At 71.6% G+C, this 17,468-nt stretch carries 19 protein-coding genes; 11 read left to right on the top strand and 8 right to left on the bottom strand.

The annotated features are described in order from the left end of the window. Positions 1 to 208: 208 nt before the first annotated feature. Complete coding sequence (locus tag C1I95_RS09875) at positions 209 to 2,491, bottom strand: carboxypeptidase-like regulatory domain-containing protein (RefSeq protein WP_111213482.1); 2,283 nt, start codon at positions 2,489 to 2,491, stop codon at positions 209 to 211. Positions 2,492 to 2,560: 69 nt separating this feature from the next. Here C1I95_RS09875 and C1I95_RS35185 point away from each other — a divergent pair, with 69 nt between their 5' ends. The 5 genes from C1I95_RS35185 to amcA all read left to right on the top strand — a co-directional run bounded on the left by C1I95_RS35185 (position 2,561) and on the right by amcA (position 7,364). Further along, positions 2,561 to 2,956 (top strand): sterol carrier family protein, encoded by a 396-nt coding sequence (locus tag C1I95_RS35185; protein WP_233513447.1) that lies wholly within the window; start codon positions 2,561 to 2,563, stop codon positions 2,954 to 2,956. Between the two features lie 160 nt (positions 2,957 to 3,116). Next, the gene (gene purF, locus C1I95_RS09865; protein ID WP_111213481.1) at positions 3,117 to 4,661 is read left to right on the top strand and encodes an amidophosphoribosyltransferase; all 1,545 of its coding nucleotides are present in this window, start codon (positions 3,117 to 3,119) and stop codon (positions 4,659 to 4,661) included. A gap of 64 nt (positions 4,662 to 4,725) precedes the next feature. After that, complete coding sequence (gene purM, locus C1I95_RS09860; RefSeq protein ID WP_111213480.1) at positions 4,726 to 5,880, top strand: phosphoribosylformylglycinamidine cyclo-ligase; 1,155 nt, start codon at positions 4,726 to 4,728, stop codon at positions 5,878 to 5,880. 175 nt (positions 5,881 to 6,055) lie between these two features. Beyond that, positions 6,056 to 7,159, top strand: coding sequence for a cyclophane-forming radical SAM peptide maturase AmcB (gene amcB / locus C1I95_RS09855; protein WP_325048801.1), 1,104 nt, complete (start codon positions 6,056 to 6,058; stop codon positions 7,157 to 7,159). Beyond that, positions 7,128 to 7,364: a multiple cyclophane-containing RiPP AmcA gene (amcA, locus tag C1I95_RS09850; RefSeq protein WP_111213478.1), complete on the top strand. Its 237-nt coding sequence runs from the start codon at positions 7,128 to 7,130 to the stop codon at positions 7,362 to 7,364. Before amcB ends, amcA begins: the two co-directional genes overlap by 32 nt. 149 nt (positions 7,365 to 7,513) lie before the next feature. Here the strand turns inward: amcA and C1I95_RS09845 are convergent, their stop codons facing one another. Together C1I95_RS09845 and C1I95_RS09840 are read right to left on the bottom strand one after the other, a co-directional pair. Next, a complete protein-coding gene (locus C1I95_RS09845) occupies positions 7,514 to 7,726 on the bottom strand; it encodes a DUF3073 domain-containing protein (RefSeq protein WP_111213477.1) in 213 nt (70 codons plus the stop codon). Positions 7,727 to 8,022: 296 nt separating this feature from the next. After that, the gene (locus tag C1I95_RS09840) at positions 8,023 to 9,105 is read right to left on the bottom strand and encodes a Glu/Leu/Phe/Val family dehydrogenase (protein ID WP_111213476.1); all 1,083 of its coding nucleotides are present in this window, start codon (positions 9,103 to 9,105) and stop codon (positions 8,023 to 8,025) included. A gap of 250 nt (positions 9,106 to 9,355) precedes the next feature. Here C1I95_RS09840 and C1I95_RS09835 point away from each other — a divergent pair, with 250 nt between their 5' ends. Both C1I95_RS09835 and C1I95_RS09830 read left to right on the top strand, forming a co-directional pair. Continuing rightward, positions 9,356 to 10,195 carry a DUF8083 family protein gene (locus C1I95_RS09835; RefSeq protein ID WP_111213475.1) on the top strand — a complete coding sequence of 280 codons (840 nt, stop codon included), beginning with the start codon at positions 9,356 to 9,358 and terminating at the stop codon, positions 10,193 to 10,195. A gap of 251 nt (positions 10,196 to 10,446) precedes the next feature. Continuing rightward, positions 10,447 to 10,656, top strand: a complete 210-nt coding sequence (locus C1I95_RS09830; RefSeq protein ID WP_007073996.1) for a BldC family transcriptional regulator — start codon at positions 10,447 to 10,449, stop codon at positions 10,654 to 10,656. Positions 10,657 to 10,772: 116 nt separating this feature from the next. Here C1I95_RS09830 and C1I95_RS09825 read toward each other — a convergent pair whose 3' ends face one another. Continuing rightward, positions 10,773 to 11,153 (bottom strand): PPOX class F420-dependent oxidoreductase, encoded by a 381-nt coding sequence (locus C1I95_RS09825; RefSeq protein WP_111213474.1) that lies wholly within the window; start codon positions 11,151 to 11,153, stop codon positions 10,773 to 10,775. Between the two features lie 55 nt (positions 11,154 to 11,208). Here C1I95_RS09825 and C1I95_RS09820 point away from each other — a divergent pair, with 55 nt between their 5' ends. Next, the gene (locus tag C1I95_RS09820) at positions 11,209 to 11,988 is read left to right on the top strand and encodes a class I SAM-dependent methyltransferase (RefSeq protein WP_111213485.1); all 780 of its coding nucleotides are present in this window, start codon (positions 11,209 to 11,211) and stop codon (positions 11,986 to 11,988) included. Positions 11,989 to 12,065: 77 nt separating this feature from the next. Here the strand turns inward: C1I95_RS09820 and C1I95_RS09815 are convergent, their stop codons facing one another. Beyond that, positions 12,066 to 12,356, bottom strand: a complete 291-nt coding sequence (locus tag C1I95_RS09815; RefSeq protein WP_111213473.1) for a hypothetical protein — start codon at positions 12,354 to 12,356, stop codon at positions 12,066 to 12,068. Positions 12,357 to 12,550: 194 nt separating this feature from the next. Here C1I95_RS09815 and C1I95_RS09810 point away from each other — a divergent pair, with 194 nt between their 5' ends. Together C1I95_RS09810 and C1I95_RS09805 are read left to right on the top strand one after the other, a co-directional pair. Continuing rightward, positions 12,551 to 13,468, top strand: a complete 918-nt coding sequence (locus C1I95_RS09810; protein WP_111213472.1) for a 3-hydroxyacyl-CoA dehydrogenase family protein — start codon at positions 12,551 to 12,553, stop codon at positions 13,466 to 13,468. Beyond that, on the top strand, positions 13,465 to 14,208 hold the full coding sequence (locus C1I95_RS09805; RefSeq protein ID WP_111213471.1) for an enoyl-CoA hydratase/isomerase family protein: 744 nt from the start codon (positions 13,465 to 13,467) through the stop codon (positions 14,206 to 14,208). The genes C1I95_RS09810 and C1I95_RS09805 overlap by 4 nt, the downstream gene beginning before the upstream one ends. 60 nt (positions 14,209 to 14,268) lie before the next feature. Here the strand turns inward: C1I95_RS09805 and C1I95_RS09800 are convergent, their stop codons facing one another. Next, entirely contained in the window at positions 14,269 to 15,618 is a 1,350-nt protein-coding gene (locus C1I95_RS09800) for an ABC transporter substrate-binding protein (protein ID WP_111213470.1), read from the bottom strand. A 154-nt stretch (positions 15,619 to 15,772) separates the two neighbouring features. Here C1I95_RS09800 and C1I95_RS09795 point away from each other — a divergent pair, with 154 nt between their 5' ends. Beyond that, positions 15,773 to 16,162, top strand: a complete 390-nt coding sequence (locus C1I95_RS09795; protein WP_111213469.1) for a hypothetical protein — start codon at positions 15,773 to 15,775, stop codon at positions 16,160 to 16,162. Positions 16,163 to 16,202: 40 nt separating this feature from the next. On the opposite strand, the gene C1I95_RS09790 is transcribed toward C1I95_RS09795, so the two are convergent. Together C1I95_RS09790 and C1I95_RS09785 are read right to left on the bottom strand one after the other, a co-directional pair. Then, entirely contained in the window at positions 16,203 to 16,715 is a 513-nt protein-coding gene (locus tag C1I95_RS09790) for an SRPBCC family protein (protein ID WP_111213468.1), read from the bottom strand. Positions 16,716 to 16,780: 65 nt separating this feature from the next. Then, positions 16,781 to 17,434 carry a class I SAM-dependent DNA methyltransferase gene (locus C1I95_RS09785; RefSeq protein WP_111213467.1) on the bottom strand — a complete coding sequence of 218 codons (654 nt, stop codon included), beginning with the start codon at positions 17,432 to 17,434 and terminating at the stop codon, positions 16,781 to 16,783. Positions 17,435 to 17,468: the final 34 nt, after the last annotated feature.

Here is a 17,468-nt window from a genome sequence, read left to right as displayed (position 1 = left end):
TAAGCCGCCCAATCCGCCGTCGATCTTGCACTTTCGGCCGCCCATATGCCCCTTGTGGCGGCCACCGCCCCGACCGAAAGTGCAAGATCGACGGCGGATTGGGCGGCTTACGGGGGCGAGTGAGTCGGGGGTGATGAGTTGTGGGGCGGCCGATTGGCCGCCCCACGGTCTTTGTCAACGGTTGCCGCGTGGTGGTGCGGCTTTGCGGTCAGTCGTCGAGCCAGTCCAGGCGGCGGCCGGCGCGGTCCTGGGACTGGGCGTCCCGACCACGTCCAGCCTGCGCCGGGTCGCCGTAGCCTCCGCTGGGCTGGCCGTAGCCGCCCTGGTCGTAGGCATTGTCGTAGCCGCCGCGCTGTTGCGGGGGCTCCTGGCCGTAGCCGCCGGGCTGGCCTCCGCCGGGCTGGCCTCCGGTGGGCTGGCCGTAGCCGCTCTGGTCGTAGGCCGTGTTGTCGTAGCTACCGCGCTGTTGCGGGGGCTCCTGGCCGTAGCCGCCGCCCTGGCCGTAGCCGCTGCCGCTGGCGGGCTGGCCGTAGCCGCCCTGGTCGTAGGCCGTGTTGTCGTAGCCGCCCCGCTGAGCGGGCTCCTGTCCGTAGCCGCCGGCCGGCTGGTCGTACCCGCCGGTCGGCTCCGCGCCACGGCCGTAGCCACTGGTCGGCTCGCCCTGCCCGTAGCCTCGGGTCGTGTCGGTCTGGCCGTAGCCGCCGGTGGGCTCGCCTTGGCCGTAGCCTCGGGTCGTGTCGGGCTGGCCGTAGCCGCTGGCGGGCTCGCCCTGGCCGTAGCCGCCGGTGGCCTCGCCTTGGCCGTAGCCCCGGGTCGTGTCGGCCTGACCGTAGCCGCCGGTGGCCTCACCCCGGCCGTAGCCGGTGGACTCGGACTGGCCGTAGCCCTGGCTGGCCCCGGGCTCGTACAGACCGGTCGCGTACGGGTCGGCGGGGGCGGGGTACCGGGTCTCGTCACCGTTGTAGCGGCCGGTCGGTTCGTCGTACCGCTGCTCGCTGTAGCCGGCGCCCGCCGGCGGGTAGTCCGCGCCGCCGCTGCCGGCGCCGTAGTCGCGGCTGCCGTAGCCGGCACCCGAGGCCGGGCTGTTGCCGTAGCCACCGCCGGACGACGGGGCGTTGCCGTAGCCGCCACCGGAGGACGGGGCGTTGCCGTAACCGGGCGCGCCGTAGCCGCCCGGCTCGTCGCCGTAACCGCCGCCGGGCCAGCCCTGCCCCGGCCCGCTGGCAGCGCCGTAGGACTGCGGCGGGGCGCCATACGGGTCCGGCGGCACGTCGTCGATGACCGGCTGGTGCATCATCGTCTGCGCGTTGCTCAGCCCCGGGCCGCCGACCATGGTCGGGTCCGGTGCGGCACCGACGCGGTTCACCACTCGGGTGTGGTCGTCCGCGCCCGCGAACGACCCTCGGGCCGCCGGGACCGCGCCGGCCGGAGCGCCCGCCGGAGCGTCGCCGTCGGCCTCGGCCTCCTCGTTCTCCTTGCGCTTCATCCAGAGCAGCACGATCGTGCCGACACCGACGGCCACGAAGAGGCCGCCCAGCAGGATCAGCAGCCAGTTGCCGAAGCCGCCGGAGTCCTCGTTCGCGGCCTGGGTCTGCGCCGCGACACTCTCGCCGGGGGCGGTCTCCTCCTCGCCAGCGGCGTCCTCCTCGAACGGGTCCTCGGTGGGGACCGCCGACTCGGTCGAGGAGGGGGTGGCGCTCGGGCTGGCCGAGGACGCGATCGCCAGGGTGATCCGCCGCCCGGTGATGCTCTGGCCCGGGCCGGCGTTGAAGTTCACGACATTCGTCTGGTTGCTCGCGTTCGCGCCGAGGTCGATCCGACCCGGGGCGATGGGCCGGCTGTTGGTGCCGGTGAAGCGGAAGTTCCCGTTCGAGTCGCTCCGGGTCTCGTACTGGCTGCCGGCGCTGTCCTTGAGCAGGACCAACGCGCCCGACACCCCTTCGTTGGCCTGGTTCACGACCTTGCCGGAGATCGACCGGACGGTCTGCGGCGCCTGCGGCGCCTCCGAAGTCGGCGGCGCCTGCCCCTTCACCGTCAGTTGGAAGGTGTCAGTGGCAGGCTCGGAGCTGTCCGGCTGAACCCGGACAGTGACCGTGACGGTGGCGTCACGCGCGCCGTCATTGGCTTGTAGCGTCAGCAGTTGAGTCTTCGGCGACAGGGGCGGACCGGTGAACTGGAAGCTGCCGCATCCACTGCTGCAGCTGACACCCGACGGCAGGCCGGTCAGGCTGACCTCGCCGCTCTTGTCATCGAGGGTTGGGGTGATTCGCACGGTCACCGTGCCATCACTGCCCGCGTTGACGGTTAGTGAGCGTGGTGAAACATTGATGTCGGCGGCGACAGCGGGTGTTGCGGGGACGGCGAGCAGGGCACCGACAATCAGCGCCACGACCACACCGGCCCGCTTTTGCCAGGCTCGTCGGTGTGTTGACACGTCCACCGCCTTCCGAACTGACCTCCCCTGACCGACGGGTGCCGAGCGGGGGAACATCACGGTACGAATACGCCGTCGGCAACTATGCCTTGTCGGGGCGGATCGGCGCGACCCAGGGCCAGCGTGATGCATGGCGCGGTCACGCCGTATCGTCCCGTCGTGTCCTCTCCGTACCCTAAGTCCGCCGCGGTCACGACGGCGCTGGCGGCTCTCGATGAGGGGCGTACGCCCGAAAGGTCGGTGCTCCGTGCGGCGGTCAGGGCCCTGTTGACCATCCTCGCGGACCGTGCCCCCGGCCGATCGGTGGAGGTGCGCGTCCCACCTTACGGTGTAGTTCAATGCGTTCCCGGGCCGCGACACACCCGCGGTACGCCTCCGAACACGGTCGAGATGGATCCGGAGACCTGGCTCGCGGTGGCCACCGGGCGACTCGATTGGGCGCAGGCGGTCACGGAGGGTCGCGTACGGGCGAGCGGGATCCGCGCGGACCTGTCCGGGTATCTGCCGCTCGAACTGGGGTGACGCCTGTTGCTGCTGACGGATAGCGGTGACAACGTGACTGTATGTGGCGACATGGATTCGCGTACACTGTCAGGCGACGACAGTGTGGTCCCCGGCCGACCAGCGCGGAGCAGCCCCTTGGTTCCGCCGGCCAGTCCAGACCAGTAAGAGGGAGCGGCAGGTGCCCCGAGGCGACGGCCGGCTGAGCCACGACCTTGATCCCCAACGACCCGGTCCCCAGGACGCGTGTGGTGTCTTCGGTGTCTGGGCCCCCGGGGAGGAGGTCGCCAACCTGACCTACTTCGGGCTGTACGCGTTGCAGCACCGGGGGCAGGAGGCGGCCGGCATAGCGGTCAGTGATGGCTCCGGCGTGGTGGTGTACAAGGACCTCGGCCTGGTGGCCCAGGTCTTCGACGAGCCGACGCTGGCCAGCCTGCGCGGGCACGTCGCGATCGGGCACACCCGGTATTCGACGACCGGCGCCTCGACCTGGGAGAACGCCCAGCCGACCATCCGGGCCACCAGTTCGGGCACCACCATCGCGCTGGCCCACAACGGCAACCTGGTCAACACCGCGGAACTTCAGCGCGAGGTGGCCGAGCGCGGCCTGGCCACCGACGGTTCGTCCAACGACACCTCGCTGGTCACCATGCTGCTGGCCAGCCGGCCGGATCTCTCCGTCGAGGCCGCCGCGCTGGAGGTGCTGCCGCAGCTGCGAGGCGCGTTCAGCTTCGTCTTCATGGACGAGTCGACGCTCTACGCCGCGCGTGACCCGCACGGGGTACGCCCCCTGGTGCTCGGTCGGCTGGAGCGGGGCTGGGTGGTGGCCAGCGAGACCGCCGCGCTGGACATCGTCGGCGCGAGCGTGGTCCGCGAGGTCGAGCCCGGTGAGTTGATCGCGATCGACGCGGAGGGGCTGCGGTCCACCCGGTTCGCCGCCCCCGAGCCCAAGGGCTGCCTCTTCGAGTACGTCTACATCGCCCGCCCGGACGCCACCATCGCCGGCCGCAACGTGCACGCGGCGCGGGTGCAGATCGGTCGCCAGCTGGCCAAGGAGCACCCGGTCGAGGCCGACATGGTCATCCCGGTGCCCGAGTCGGGCACTCCGGCGGCGATCGGTTACGCCGAGGAGTCCGGCATCACCTACGGCGCCGGTCTGATGAAGAACCCGTACGTCGGGCGCACCTTCATCCAGCCGTCGCAGACGCTGCGCCAGCTCGGCATCCGGCTCAAGCTCAACCCGCTGCGCGAGAACGTACGGGGCAAGCGCCTGGTGGTGGTCGACGACTCGATCGTCCGGGGCAACACCCAGCGCGCCATCGTGCGGATGCTTCGCGAGGCCGGCGCGGTCGAGGTGCACGTCCGTATCTCGTCGCCGCCGGTCTCCTGGCCCTGTTTCTACGGCATCGACTTCGCCACCCGCGCCGAGCTGCTCGCCAACGGCCTCGACAACGAGGGCATCCGGCGTTCGATCGGCGCGGACACCCTGGGCTACGTCTCGCTGTCCGGCCTGATCGGCGCGACCGAGCAGCCGAAGAACCGGCTGTGCCGGGCGTGTTTCGATGGGGAGTACCCGATCGAGCTGCCCGTCGGCAACCTGATCGGCAAGCACGTGCTCGAAGGAATCGGCCGTCGGGTCGCGCACAGCGCGGCCGACGCCGCCGACGCCGCCGAGCAGCTCGTCCCTCCGCTCGTCGCCACTCCGGGCGGCACACACCGCCCGTAGCACCGTCCGGCTGGGGCGTCGGTCACCGTCGACGCGGCAGCCGAGAACCACAAAGGGGAGAACCGTGACGCACGTGTCCGAGCGCAGCGGCGCAGGAAGCAGCCCGACCGGCGCTGGCGGCGACCGTCAGCCCTGGACGGCCGGCACCGGCCGCCCGGCTCGCAAACGTTCGGTCTCGTACGCGGACGCCGGCGTGTCGATCGAGGCCGGTGACCGTGCGGTGGAGCTGCTCAAGTCCAAGGTGAAGCAGACCCGCCGGCCGGAGGTGATGGGCGATCTCGGTGGCTTCGCCGGCCTGTTCCGGCTGGACACCACGAAGTACAAGAACCCGATCCTGGCCTCCTCCACCGACGGTGTCGGCACCAAGCTGGTGATCGCCCAGCAGATGGACATCCACGACACGGTCGGCATCGACCTGGTCGCGATGGTCGTCGACGACCTGGTCGCCTGCGGCGCCGAGCCGCTGTTCCTGCTGGACTACATCGCCACCGGCGAGGTCGTGCCGGACAAGGTCGCCGAGATCGGTGCCGGCATCGCCGACGGCTGCCGGTACGCGGGCTGCGCGCTGCTCGGCGGGGAGACCGCCGAGCACCCGGGCGTGCTGCGCCCCGACGAGTACGACATCTCCGCCACCGGCGTCGGCGTGGTGGAGGAGAGCGCGATCCTCAGCTCGGAGCGGGTCGAGGTGGGCGATGTGGTGATCGCCATGCGCTCGTCCGGCCTGCACTCGAACGGCTACTCGCTGGTCCGGCACGTGCTGCTCGGTGCCGCGCGGATGCGGCTGGACGTGGTGATCGACGACTTCGGTCGGCAGCGCACCCTCGGCGAGGAGCTGCTCACCCCCACCAAGATCTACGCGCAGGACTGCCTCAAGCTGATCGCCGAGGCCGAGGTGCGGGCGCTGGCCCACGTCACCGGCGGCGGCATCCCCGGCAACCTGGTGCGGATTCTGCCGGAGCACGTGGACGCGGTGGTCAACCGCGCGACCTGGAGGCCGCAGCCGATCTTCGACCTGCTCCAGTCCAAGGGCCGGATCGAGGACCCGGCGATGGAGGCGACCTTCAACATGGGCGTCGGCATGTTCGCGATCGTCTCGGCCGAGGACGCCGACCGTGCGCTGGCCACGCTGACCGGTCGCGGGGTGGATGCCTGGCAGGCCGGCGAAATCATCGAGGGCACCGGCGAGGTGCGGATGGTCGGCCAGCACACCCGCGGCTGATCACACTGCGCTGATCGTCCAGCCACCTGATCAGGGGTTCACCCGAGTGGCCGTCTCCGCCTAGCCTGAAGGGCACCCTCAGAGCTGTGAGGCGCGCCCATACCGGGGTGTGCCCGCAGCCCGTCAACCGGCCCGGAGGAGGGCGATGGCTGCGCGGGGACGGTCATTGCACGGGATGCGGGGCCTGGCCACCGTCCCGTCGTACGTCGTGATGCAGCCCACCACCCTCTGCAATCTCGACTGCGCGTACTGCTATCTGCCGTTCCGTGCGGTCGACCGGCGGATGCCGGTCGCGGTCGCCGAGGCGGTGGCCGCGTCGGTGAACCGCTGGGCGGCGGCGGAGCGCTTCTCGGTGGTCTGGCACGGCGGGGAACCGCTCGCCGCCGGGCGGGAGCAGTTGGCCGCGCTGATGGCGCCGTTCGGGCCCGAGGTCGAGCATCACGTCCAGACCAACGCCACGTTGATCGACGACGCCTGGTGCGAGTTCTTCGCCGCGCACCAGATGCGGGTGAGCGTGAGCGTGGACGGGCCGCGGGAGCGCAACGGCGAGCGGGTCACCCGGGCCGGCCGGCCGGCGTACGACCGGATCGTCCGTGGGGTGGCCGCGCTGCGCCGGCACGGGCTGCCGTTCTCGGCGCTCGCGGTGGTGAACGACCCCTCGCCCGGCCGGGCGTCGGAGCTGTACGACTACTGCCTCGACCTCGGCTGCGAGGTGCTCGGCGTGAACATCGAGGAGACCGAGGGAGTCAACACGCGTGACAATTCCCACGATGCTGTCTCGGTGACCGGGTTCTGGGCCGAGCTGGTCTCGGCCTGGCGGCGGGACCCCAGGATCCACCTGCGGGAGGTCGAGTGGTCGCTGCGATACGCCGCAGCGGTGCTGGACGGCACGGAGGGCGATCTGTTGCCCCGCCGGCTCGACCCGATCCCGACCGTGGCGTACGACGGCTCGGTCGTCGTGCTCTCACCCGAGCTGGCCGGTTTCACCGACCCCCGCTACGGCGACTTCAGCAGCGGGAACGTGCTCACCACACCGTTGGCCGCGATCCTCGCCGACGCGGAGGGCACGGCCTGGGTCGGCGAGTTCATCACCGGGGTGGAGGCGTGCCGGTCGTCCTGCCCCTACTTCGGTTTCTGTGGCGGGGGCCACGCAGCCAACCGCTACTTCGAGCTGGGGCGTTTTGACGGTACGGAGACCGAGCACTGCCGCAACAGCAAGATCCGCCTACTGGAGGGAGTGTTGGAGCATGCCCGAGACCACCAGTCACCGGGAGCCTGAGCGCGTGACGGGAGACGAGCCCGACCGGGTCGCCGACCGGGTGCGGGACGCCGCCGCCGGGCTCACCGCCCTGCTCCACGAGGCCGAGGTAGCGCGACGGTTGCGCGCGGAGGTGGTGGGTGGTGACGGTGCCAGCGCGGTCTGCGCCTGGAACCACTTCGAGAACATCCCGACGTTCTACAACTGGAACAACCGGCCCCGCTGAACGGGCCGGCACCAAGGGGCCTGCCACGCCGTCGGAGCATTGTCCGGGCATGGCAGGCCCCTTGGTGCGTCGGATGGTACGCCGCCGCCGGTAGCCGGCACATGCGTGAGCACGCGGGGAGTTACCGCGTGCTCAGATGTGACCGGGGGTCAGCGGGTCGGACGGACCCAGGTGTCCGGGTCGTCCTCGGCGTGGTCCTCGTCATCGTCGACATACTCTTTGTAGTCGTCGTCGAAGTTGTGGTCCGACTTGCCGCTGCCGCCGAGTTCTCGCTGCAAGGCGGCGAGGTCGGTGTTCGGGGAGTGGTACTTCAACTCCCGGGCCACCTTTGTCTGCTTGGCCTTAGCACGGCCGCGCCCCATGGCTCGACCCCCTCGCACAGAATGCGGGGCAGCCCGAAGGCGGGCCCCGATGACGTCAGGCATCTCTCGTGGCTCTTACGGTACATGGGGATGCCACCGTTCGGCACCTCGGGTTACCGTCGACCGCAACCGCGCGTTGCGGTCGTGCAGTCGTCACCCATTGTACCCGGTAAGGAGCGATGCCGGGAACGGTCGTGACACGGGGCAAATCCTCACGAACGCGTCGTATCTTCAGTTTAGCCCGGCCTGACCGCCGAGGGCGGGACCAACCGGCCCGCGCCCTCGGCGGCGCGTCGTCAGCGCAGGTGGATCGTGCGCAGCCGGCCGATCTCGGCCATCCGCCGTTCGGCCAGCCGGTCCGCCGCCACGGCCGGCGGGACGCCGTCGGAGTCGGCGAGCCGGAGGATCTCCCGGGTGGTGTCGTAGATCCGGGTGGCCCGCAGCTTGGCCCGGTCGAAGTCGAAGCCCTCGATCTCGTCTGCGACCTGGATCACGCCACCCGCGTTCACCACGTAGTCCGGCGCGTAGAGGATGCCCCGGTCGGCGAGCAGCTTCTCGACGCCCGGGTGGGCGAGCTGGTTGTTGGCCGCCCCGGCGACCACCTTCGCGCGCAGCGCCGGCACGGTGTCGTCGTCCAGCGCGCCGCCGAGGGCGCACGGGGCGTACACGTCGATGTCGGCGGCGACCAGCGCGGTCACGTCGTCGAGCAGCGTGACCTGCGGGTGGGTGGTGCGCGCCCAGTCCAGCGCCCGCGGGTTCACGTCGGTCGCGACCACCTCGGCGCCGTCGTCGAGCAGGTGGCCGACCAGGTACCTGCCGACCTTGCCCAGGCCGGCCACGCCGACCCGCTTGCCGTGCAGCGTCGGTACGCCCCAGACGTGCTCGGCCGCCGCCCGCATGCCCTGGAACACGCCCCAGGCGGTGAGGATCGAGGAATCGCCCGCCCCGCCGTGTTCGACGCTGCGGCCGGTGACGTACCGGGTCTCGCGGGCGATCACGTCCATGTCCGCCACGTAGGTGCCGACGTCGCAGGCGGTGTAGTACCGGCCGCTCAGCGACTCCACGAAGCGCCCGTACGCGCGCAGCAGCGCCTCGCTCTTGATCTGCTCCGGGTCGCCCCAGATGACCGCCTTGCCGCCGCCCAGGTCCAGACCGGCCAGCGCGTTCTTGTACGCCATGCCGCGGGACAGGTCGAGCACGTCGGCGAGGGCGGCCTCCTCGCTGTCGTACGGGTAGAAGCGGGTGCCACCGAGCGCGGGGCCGAGCGCGGTGGAGTAGATCCCGATGATCGCCTTCAGGCCGGTCTGCTTGTCCTGGCAGAACACGACCTGCTCATGACCCGTGGACTCGGGGTCGTCGGTGGTGGCGAAAACGCCCATGACTGGCTCCTGTGTCGGTGGGCGCCCTTGTGGGGCGCGGACCTGGTGTACGCCGGCGGGATGCTGCCGGTGCTGCGAGCCTAGTATCGGCCGGGGCCAGGCTGCCCTCCCGGCGGCACCGTCCCGCCCTGCGGGCAGCGCCGCAGCGCCGTTTCCCGCCGGGCTGCCCACCCGTCCGGGACGCGCCCGGGCCGCCGTCCCGGATCACGCCGAGCACCGCTCGGCTTGCGGTTCGTGGGAGGATCGCGCCGTGCCGTCGCTCTTCGCTTCATACCTGCGCGTGTACGAGCCGCTGACCGCCTTCGACCGGGATCGCCAGTCGTACTGGCGGCGCTACGTCGAGCAGGGGCGGGCGGTGGCGCCGGTGGAAGGGCCCGGCCGGCAGCGTACGTCGGTGATCGAGGCGCTGGGTGCCGGCTGGACCCGGCTGCCCGACCTGCCGGACGAGGCGTACGTGCTGGAGACCGACGAGACGCTGCTGGTGTGTCCGTGGAACCTGCGCATCCGGGTGGCCGAGGCCGCGCTGAGCGCGCGGGACGGGGTGCCGGCGGTGCTGGCCGACGCGTTCGTCCCGCCGGTGCTGGCGGGGCAGGCCAAGGCGGTGGTGGAGGACTGGCGCAGCGGGGCCCGGGTGCTGGAGCACGGCGTGCCCCGGCTGCACGAGCAGATCGCGACCTGGGGTGTGCCGCTGCGCTGGTTCGTGCTGTTCGAGGCGGAGGAACGCAACCACGTGACCGCGCCCGGACGCCGCTCGATGCGGTTCCGGACGGAGATCTCCAAGGCTCGTCGCCGCTCGTCCCGGGCGCTGTCGGTGCTGCGGAAGTCGGTCGGCGAGGCGCCGATCACGGAGGCGGTCGAGGAGGCCGCCCGGTGGCTGGAGGAGTTCCACCCACGTTCCGTGGTCGAGTTGGACTACGGCGGGCTGGTCGAGTTGCTCTCGGACGAGACGCTGGCCGCCGACGACTCGCCGGAACTGGTCGCGGCCGGGCTCGGCGGGCTGTCCCGGGGCGAGGCGGAGGAGGCTTCCGCGGCGTACGACAAGCTCGTCGCCCGCTGGCGCGCGGTGCAACTTCTGGAGCGCTGCAACTAGTCCTCGATGTCCAGAATTCGGACCAGAACGCGAGGCAGCCTCGTAGTTGACGCATCACGAACCGTGATCATGAGTCCGAATTAAGTACTTTCTGGCGTGTAAAAGTAGTATAAATCGGGCATGGTTCATCCGTCCGTCTAGGGACGTTCGGCCGTTCGGCCCATGTCGGACATCGGGGACTAGCCGGACCATGGGAGGCGCGTCGGCCGGCGGGACCCCGGCCGATGTCTATCCATGTGGAGGAGTGACCGATGGCATCGCGAACGCACGAACCAGAGCCGCTACTCACGCCGGCCGAGGTGGCGTCGATGTTCCGTGTCGACCCGAAGACGGTGACCCGCTGGGCGAAGGCTGGCAAGCTCAGCGCCATCCGGACCCTCGGCGGCCACCGCCGTTATCGGGAGTCCGAGGTCAGGGCACTGCTGCAGGGCCAGATCCCGCAGCAGCGTCAGGGGGACTGACCGACTGGCATAGCAGGCTTTTTCGAAGGGCGGCGGATTCCTTCCGCCGCCCTTCGTCATGCCCGGGGCACGTTGGCGCGGCAATCGCGTTGCGAACCGAGGCCGCCCGGGCCGCCTCAGGTGGTCAGCTCGACCCGGATCCCCACCGTGCCGCCCTCGCCACGGCGCAGCCGGCTGCCGAGCAGGCTGAGCCGGCCGATCACCCGGTACTTCTGCTTGATCAGGCCACGGATGCGCTCGGTGGCTCCGGGGTCGTAGAGGCTCGCCCGAGCCGGCACCGCCACGCCACGCGGCCGGCCGCGCACATCGCACGGTGCCACCGTGACCTCCCCGCTGCGGCGGATCCGCTTCACCTTGCCGGCGTCCGCCGCCGACCACACCGCCAGGGCGTCGCCGTCGCGGACCGCCCAGACCGGGGTCGGCACCGCCCGGCCGTCCTTGCGGAAGGTCGTGAGGAGAATGTATTTCTCCGCCGAGAGGCGATCCAACATCGTCACATCGTTCAGGATACGGGCGGTGCGGCTGACTGAGCAGCCGGATAGCGTGAAGGATGTGACGGGGGAGCCACGGATCGGTGACGTCTTCGGGGAACTGCTGCGCGACGCGCTGGCCGTGGCCACCGGGGTCGGTCCCCGGCCATTGGCCGGCGGGCGGCTACCCCGTCCGGTCATCGAGGTCATCGAGCGGGACGACGGGCTGGTCAACGGCGCGCCGGCCGCGCACTACCTGGCCGGGCCGGAGGACTGGCAACCGCACGACCACCGGGCGGTGGACCGGGTCCGCGGCGCGACGCTGGACGTCGGCGTGGGCGCCGGGCGGATCGCGTTGCTGCTCCAGGAGCGCGGCGTACCGGTCACCGGGCTGGACGTCTCGGCCGGCGCGTTGCAGGTGTGCCGTCGCCGGGGTGTCCGCGACCTCGTACACGGCACGGTCGACGAGCACGCCACGAGTGGGCGGCGGTACGACACCTTCCTGCTCCTCGGCAACAACCTCGGCCTGATCGAGGGCCGGGAGCGGGCAGCCGCCTTCCTCGCGGCGCTGGCCGCGATGGCCCGCCCCGGCGCGCAGGTGATCGCCCACGGCACCGATCCGTACGGCACCCGCGACCCCGTACACACCGGCTATCACGAACTCAACCGACGGCGGGGGCGGCTCGGCGGCCAGCTGCGGTTGCGGCTGCGCTACCGCGAGCTGGGTACGCCCTGGTTCGACTACCTGGTCTGCTCGCCGGACGAACTCGCCGAGCTGGTCCGTGGCTCCGACTGGCAACTGGCCGACGTGGACGACCGCGACGCCCCGTACTATCTCGCCACCCTGCGGCTGCCCGGCTGAGCCGGCGGGCGGCGGCAGGTGGTGGCCGGGGCCCCTTGCGGTACCGGAGGCGTTGACAAGGGGCCCCTCCTTATCTCTCAGACCTGGACGGTCGGGGGGAGCTGCTCCGGGGGGAGGCCGCCGTCGCCGTCGACGACCGCGTCCGGCTGGCCGTCCTCGTCGATGTCGACCATCGTGACGTCCACCTTGCCGTCACCGTCGGTGTCGAACTGGAACAGGTCGGCCTTGCCGTCACCATCGGTGTCGACGACCCACACGTCGGTGCGGCCGTCGTTGTTGGTGTCGGCGCGCAGCAGCTCGACGCGCTCGTCGCCGCGAGTCTCGACGGTCTCCTCGGCGCCCGCGCCGTCCACGGTCTCCTGGCTCATCTGCTCGTCCTTCCCTTGGGTTGTCGGCGGTCTGTACCCGTTCCCGGCGGCCCCCACGCATCGGGCCGCGGTCGGTGCTGCATAGGGTCGCACCATGACTGAGCGGAGCGGACGTACCGGCTCCGGCGTGGCGGCGATCCCGCACGCCGGCAGCGGTATCGGCGAGCGGATCGTTACTGTGCGGTGGTGTCGTAATGACTGAACGATTCGTGGTGGTTGGGGCCGGCACGATGGGCCTCGGTATCGCGTACGTGGCGGCCGGTGCCGGCCATGCGGTGGAGCTGGTCGAGGTGGACCGGGCGCGTGGCGGCGCGGCGGTGGAGCGGCTCGCCCAGTTGTGGGACCGGGCCGTGCAGCGCGGCAAGCTGACCGCCGAGCAGGCCGCCGCCAACCGGGGACGGATCGCCCTGCGGGCCGGGCTGGCCGAGGTCGCCGAGGCCCCAGACGTGATCGTGGAGGCGGTGCCGGAGCGGCTCGACCTGAAGCGGGCCGTGCTGACCGAGGCGGAGGCGCTGCGACCGGCGCTGCTCGGCAGCAACACCTCCAGCATTCCGATCGCCGACCTCGCCCGGGAACTGGCGCGGCCGGAGCGCTTCTGCGGGCTGCACTTCTTCAACCCGGTCTGGGCCATGGCCCTGCTGGAGATCGTGGTCGGGCCGGCCACCGCGCCGGAGACCACCGACGCGGCCGTCACGCTCGCCGGCCGGCTGGGCAAGGACCCCGTCGTGGTACGCGACATGCCGGGCTTCGCCACGTCGCGACTCGGGGTGACGCTCGGGCTGGAGGCGATCCGGATGGTCGCCGACGGGGTGGCCAGCCCCGCCGATATCGACAAGGCGATGGTGCTCGGCTACCGGCACCCGGTCGGGCCGCTGGAACTGACCGACCTGGTGGGTCTGGACGTGCGCCTCGACATCGCCCGTACGCTCCAGGCCGCGTACGGGGATCGGTTCGCCCCGCCGCCGCTGCTGGTGGAGCTGGTCGCCGCGGGTCGGCTGGGCAAGAAGTCCGGGCAGGGCTTCTACCGCTGGGTCGACGGGGTCCGCTCGGACGACACCGAGCGGCCGGGGCCGGGTACGAGCACCGAGCCGGCGACGGGAGCGGCGCGGTGAGTGGGCTGCGCGTCGAGGAGCGCCCGGATCGGCTGGTGGTCACCCTGGACCGGCCGGAGAAGCGCAACGCCATCGACGCCGACCTGATCGCCGCGCTGCACGAGGTCTGTGCCGAGTTGGAGGCCCGGCCCCGGATGCTGCTGCTGACCGGCGGCAGCGACGGGATCTTCGCCGGCGGGGCGGACATCGCCCAACTGCGTGAGCGGGGCCGGCTGGACGCACTCGCCGCGATCAACTCGGCGGCCTTCGCCCGGATCCGGGCGCTGCCGATGCCGACCGTGGCGGCCGTCGACGGCCCGGCGCTGGGCGGCGGCGCCGAGCTGGCGTACGCCTGCGATCTGCGGGTGTGCACGGAGCGGGCGGTCTTCGGCCAGCCGGAGGTACGGCTGGGCATCCTGGCCGGCGCCGGCGCGACCCACCGGCTGCCGGCGCTGGTCGGCGAGGCCCGGGCCAAGGAGCTGCTGTTCACCGGGCGACGGGTGGATGCTGCGGAGGCGTTGCGGATCGGCCTGGTCAACCGGGTGGTGACCGCCCCCGACGAGCTGCTGCCGGCGGCCCACGACCTGATCGACGAGATGGCCAAGGGATCGGCGCTGGCGCTGCGGCTGACCAAGCTCGCGGTGGACGCCCCACCCGCCGCGCACCCGCACCTGGACCTGGTCAGCCAGGCGGTGCTCTTCGAGGACGAGGAGAAGCGCCGCCGGATGACGGAGTTCCTGGAGCGGCGGCGCGGGCGCTGAGGCGGCCCCCGAAACTGCGACGGCCGCACCGGATCCGGTGCGGCCGTCGTCTTATGCCGGTCAGCGGGCCAGCGCCGCCAGCGGCACCTTGGCGTCCGCGAGTGCCCTGATCACCTCGGCGGACTCGCTGAAGCCGATGATCAGCACGGCGTCGGCGCCGAACGCCTTGATCTGCCTGGCGCCGTCGCTGAAGTTGATCGGCGGCGGCTCGGTGCCCTCGCCGGGCTCGTAGCCGAGCAGCTTCACCTTGTCGCCACCGAAGCCGGCCCGCTCCAGCTCGGCCCGGACGATGTCCTGGAGGCCCTCGCCGTAGGAGTCCTTACGCGCCACGATCGCGATCTTCTGCGGTCCGTCCCGGAGGATCACGTCGGCCAGCGCCCTGCCCTGGAGGCCGTCCGGCGGTGCGGTGCGGAAGTAGAAACCCTCGTCGTCTGCCGTGGTCAGGCTCGCGGCGGTGTTCGACGGGGAGAACAGGACCAGGCCGGCCTCCACCACGTCGGGCAGCACCGCGGCGGAGATTCCGGAGGCACCGGCTCCGATGATGACGTGTACGCCGGCGTCGATGTGGCTGGCCACGGTCGCCTTGGCGACCGTCGGGTTGGTGCCGTCGTCGCCGTCGATCCAGACCACGTCCTCGCCGAGCACCCCACCGGCGGCGTTGATCTCCTTGATCGCCAGCGCCGCACCGGCGCCCAGCGGCGGATAGGCCAGCGCCAGGTCACCGGTCTTGGGCAGCAGGCCACCGAGAACGAGCGGCGCGTCGCTCGACGGAGCGACGGACTGCTTCCTGCCCTTCGGCGGTGCCTTCGTGCTCGCCGCCGATTCGTCGCCGGCACCGACGAACTCCGACTTGGCGTCGTTGAGCTGCTGCCCGTCGAAGTGCTGCGTGGCGTAGCTGGCGGTGGCCGGCTCGCCCGCGTCCGTGAAGCCGGCCCGGGTGATCGAGACGCTGCGGTACTCGATGTCCTGACCGTTGCGGGCCAGCCGCAGGCACTGGGACACCGTCGTGCAGCGGGTTCCGCCGTTGGTGACGCCGACGATCTGCTTGGCGATGGCGGCCGGGTCGGTGGTGCCGGCGAGCTGCGCCGCGAGCGCGCTGATCACCACCGCGTCGTACGACTCGGCGGCGTAGAGGAAGCCGTTCAGCTCCGGGTCCACGGACAGTAGCCGTTTCTTGAAGTCCTCCGGCAGCGGTGTGAGCGGCGTGGTGCCCTTCATGCCGTTGACCAGCTCGGCCCGATCCGCCAACTCGTCCGGGTACGAGTTGTTCATGTTGCCGTCGGTGCCGTAGAGGCGCACCTGTTGGGTGTTCGCCTCCTCGGGCTGGTCGTTCCCGCAGGCGCTGGTGGCGAGCAGGGCCGTGGCGCAGGCAGCCACGATGGCTGTCCGCGACCCGCGTGACATGTGCATTGTCGTCCTTCCTCCGGCGAAGGTCCGCTGCGCAGACTAACGTGCCACGCTGGGCGGTGGGAGCGTGGAGGCCGGTCTATCCGCAGGTCGCCTCCGTCATGTACGGAGAGTAGTCAAAGGTGGCTCCTTGACCGGCACCCCTACCGTGCGTTGGGTGACTGACTCGCCACAGCAGACGCTCGACGACGCCACTGCCATCCTCCGCTCGGCGCTCGACGGGGACCCCGACGCGGTGGTGGGAACCTTCGACGCGGTCGTCGACCGGGCCGGCCTCGCCGGCGCGTACGGGGTGGCGTGGTGCCTGGCCGCGACGATGGTCGGCGATCCGGTCCCGCCCGGGGCCTGTGCCCTCGACTTTCCCGGCATCGACCAGGCTGAGTACGACGCCCGGTGGGTGGCCCGCTTCGTCAGCGCGTACGCCAACGCCGACCTCGACACCGCCGAGGCGCTGTTCGGTGCGGCGGCGGCGGACGGGCTGTTGCCGGAGTGCCTGCTCACCCTCGCCGGTTCGACCGTGGCCACGCTGCGCCACCGGGCCGCCTGACCGTCGCCGCCGGCCGGCGCGGCGACCCGGCCCGGGCGCCTCATGCCGGGCTGTGGATCAGTGTTGCGGCGTACCGGGAGAGCAGCTCGTGCCAGCCGGCGGTCAGCGCCTGCCGGTAGCCCTCCGCGGCGGTGCCGTGCCGGTCGAAGTGCCGGTGCGCGACCTCGACCAGCGTGCCGGGCCCGTCGGGAGTGAAGAGCACCTCGACCTCGCTGGCCCGCGCCGGATCGGGCACCGGTGCGCGGTCCGGGCCGATCTGCCAGGTGAAGACCAGTCGGCGGGGCGGGTCCCAGGTCAGCACCCGTCCCCAGTCGTTGCGGAAGCCGTAGGGGCCGACTTCGTAGAGCATCCCGCCGGCCCGGGGCTCCATGCCCAACTCGGCGAGCAGGGCCGGCCCGGACCAGGTGTACTCGGTCACCCACCAGTCGGCGAGGTTCCCGGTGAACACGTCGTACGCCTGCGCTGCGGACGCGGGGACGAGCAGGGTGCTGCGGAGCGCGAACCGTTCGTGATCCTGTTGGATGTCGGTCGGATCGGCCATCCCCTGTCCCATAGGCCCGGACCATACCGGCTGATGCCCGGGTACGCAGCTTTCGGTAACGCTTACCGAACGCAGCGCTAGGACCGTCCGGGTTTGCCGGCCAGGAGGCAGGCCTGCGGCCGCTTCTGGCCCGGGACGGGCTCCTGGATCAACCGTGCGGCGACGACCAGGCCAGCCTGGTGCAGCAGATCGGAGATGACGTCGGGCGGCGACAGATAGGCACGGTAGGAAACCGGGTGGCCGTACGCGTGCTCGGGATGAAGGTCCTCGTCGCCGACGTGGAAACCGACCAACAGGCTGCCGCCCGGGGTCAGCGTCCGATGGAACTCCGCGAACACCGCCGGCAGCGCCTCCCGAGGCAGGTGGAAGATCGACCACCAGGCGACGATGCCGCCGAGGTGCCCGTCGGGGAGATCCAGCCCGGTCATGGAGCCGACCTCGAACCGCAGGGTCGGGTACCTCCGGCGGGCGATCTCCACCATCTTCGGGGCGAGATCGACACCGAACACCGGCACACCGAGCGCGGCCAGGTGGGCGGTCACGTGGCCGGGGCCGCACCCGAGGTCGGCCACCGGCCGCTCGCCGTTGGCCCGCACCAGCTCGGCGAACGCGGCCAGCATCCCGCGGCCCAGCGCATCCCCCGCGAACCGGTCCGGCACGATCCGGACGTACTCCTCGGCGACCGTGTCGTACGACTCGCGAACGGCGGCCAGGTAGGCGGGCTCGACCATGCTGGAGACTCTAGGGCCTACCGGGGCCAGCCGC

The sequence above is a fragment of the Micromonospora craterilacus genome, assembly GCF_003236315.1.
Classification (GTDB): Bacteria; Actinomycetota; Actinomycetes; order Mycobacteriales; family Micromonosporaceae; genus Micromonospora; species Micromonospora craterilacus.
This window is presented reverse-complemented; position numbering and strand designations above follow the sequence as displayed.

What these genes read in the sequence shown, in the direction of transcription:
- C1I95_RS09875 (WP_111213482.1), bottom strand. Translation starts at nt 2,491, where the DNA reads ATGTTCCCCCGCTCGGCACCCGTCGGTCAGGGGAGGTCAGTTCGGAAG.
- C1I95_RS35185 (WP_233513447.1), top strand. Translation starts at nt 2,561, where the DNA reads ATGCATGGCGCGGTCACGCCGTATCGTCCCGTCGTGTCCTCTCCGTAC.
- amcB (WP_325048801.1), top strand. Translation starts at nt 6,056, where the DNA reads ATGCGGGGCCTGGCCACCGTCCCGTCGTACGTCGTGATGCAGCCCACC.
- amcA (WP_111213478.1), top strand. Translation starts at nt 7,128, where the DNA reads ATGCCCGAGACCACCAGTCACCGGGAGCCTGAGCGCGTGACGGGAGAC.
- C1I95_RS09845 (WP_111213477.1), bottom strand. Translation starts at nt 7,726, where the DNA reads ATGGGGCGCGGCCGTGCTAAGGCCAAGCAGACAAAGGTGGCCCGGGAG.
- C1I95_RS09840 (WP_111213476.1), bottom strand. Translation starts at nt 9,105, where the DNA reads ATGGGCGTTTTCGCCACCACCGACGACCCCGAGTCCACGGGTCATGAG.
- C1I95_RS09830 (WP_007073996.1), top strand. Translation starts at nt 10,447, where the DNA reads ATGGCATCGCGAACGCACGAACCAGAGCCGCTACTCACGCCGGCCGAG.
- C1I95_RS09815 (WP_111213473.1), bottom strand. Translation starts at nt 12,356, where the DNA reads ATGAGCCAGGAGACCGTGGACGGCGCGGGCGCCGAGGAGACCGTCGAG.
- C1I95_RS09810 (WP_111213472.1), top strand. Translation starts at nt 12,551, where the DNA reads ATGACTGAACGATTCGTGGTGGTTGGGGCCGGCACGATGGGCCTCGGT.
- C1I95_RS09800 (WP_111213470.1), bottom strand. Translation starts at nt 15,618, where the DNA reads ATGCACATGTCACGCGGGTCGCGGACAGCCATCGTGGCTGCCTGCGCC.
- C1I95_RS09790 (WP_111213468.1), bottom strand. Translation starts at nt 16,715, where the DNA reads ATGGGACAGGGGATGGCCGATCCGACCGACATCCAACAGGATCACGAA.
- C1I95_RS09785 (WP_111213467.1), bottom strand. Translation starts at nt 17,434, where the DNA reads ATGGTCGAGCCCGCCTACCTGGCCGCCGTTCGCGAGTCGTACGACACG.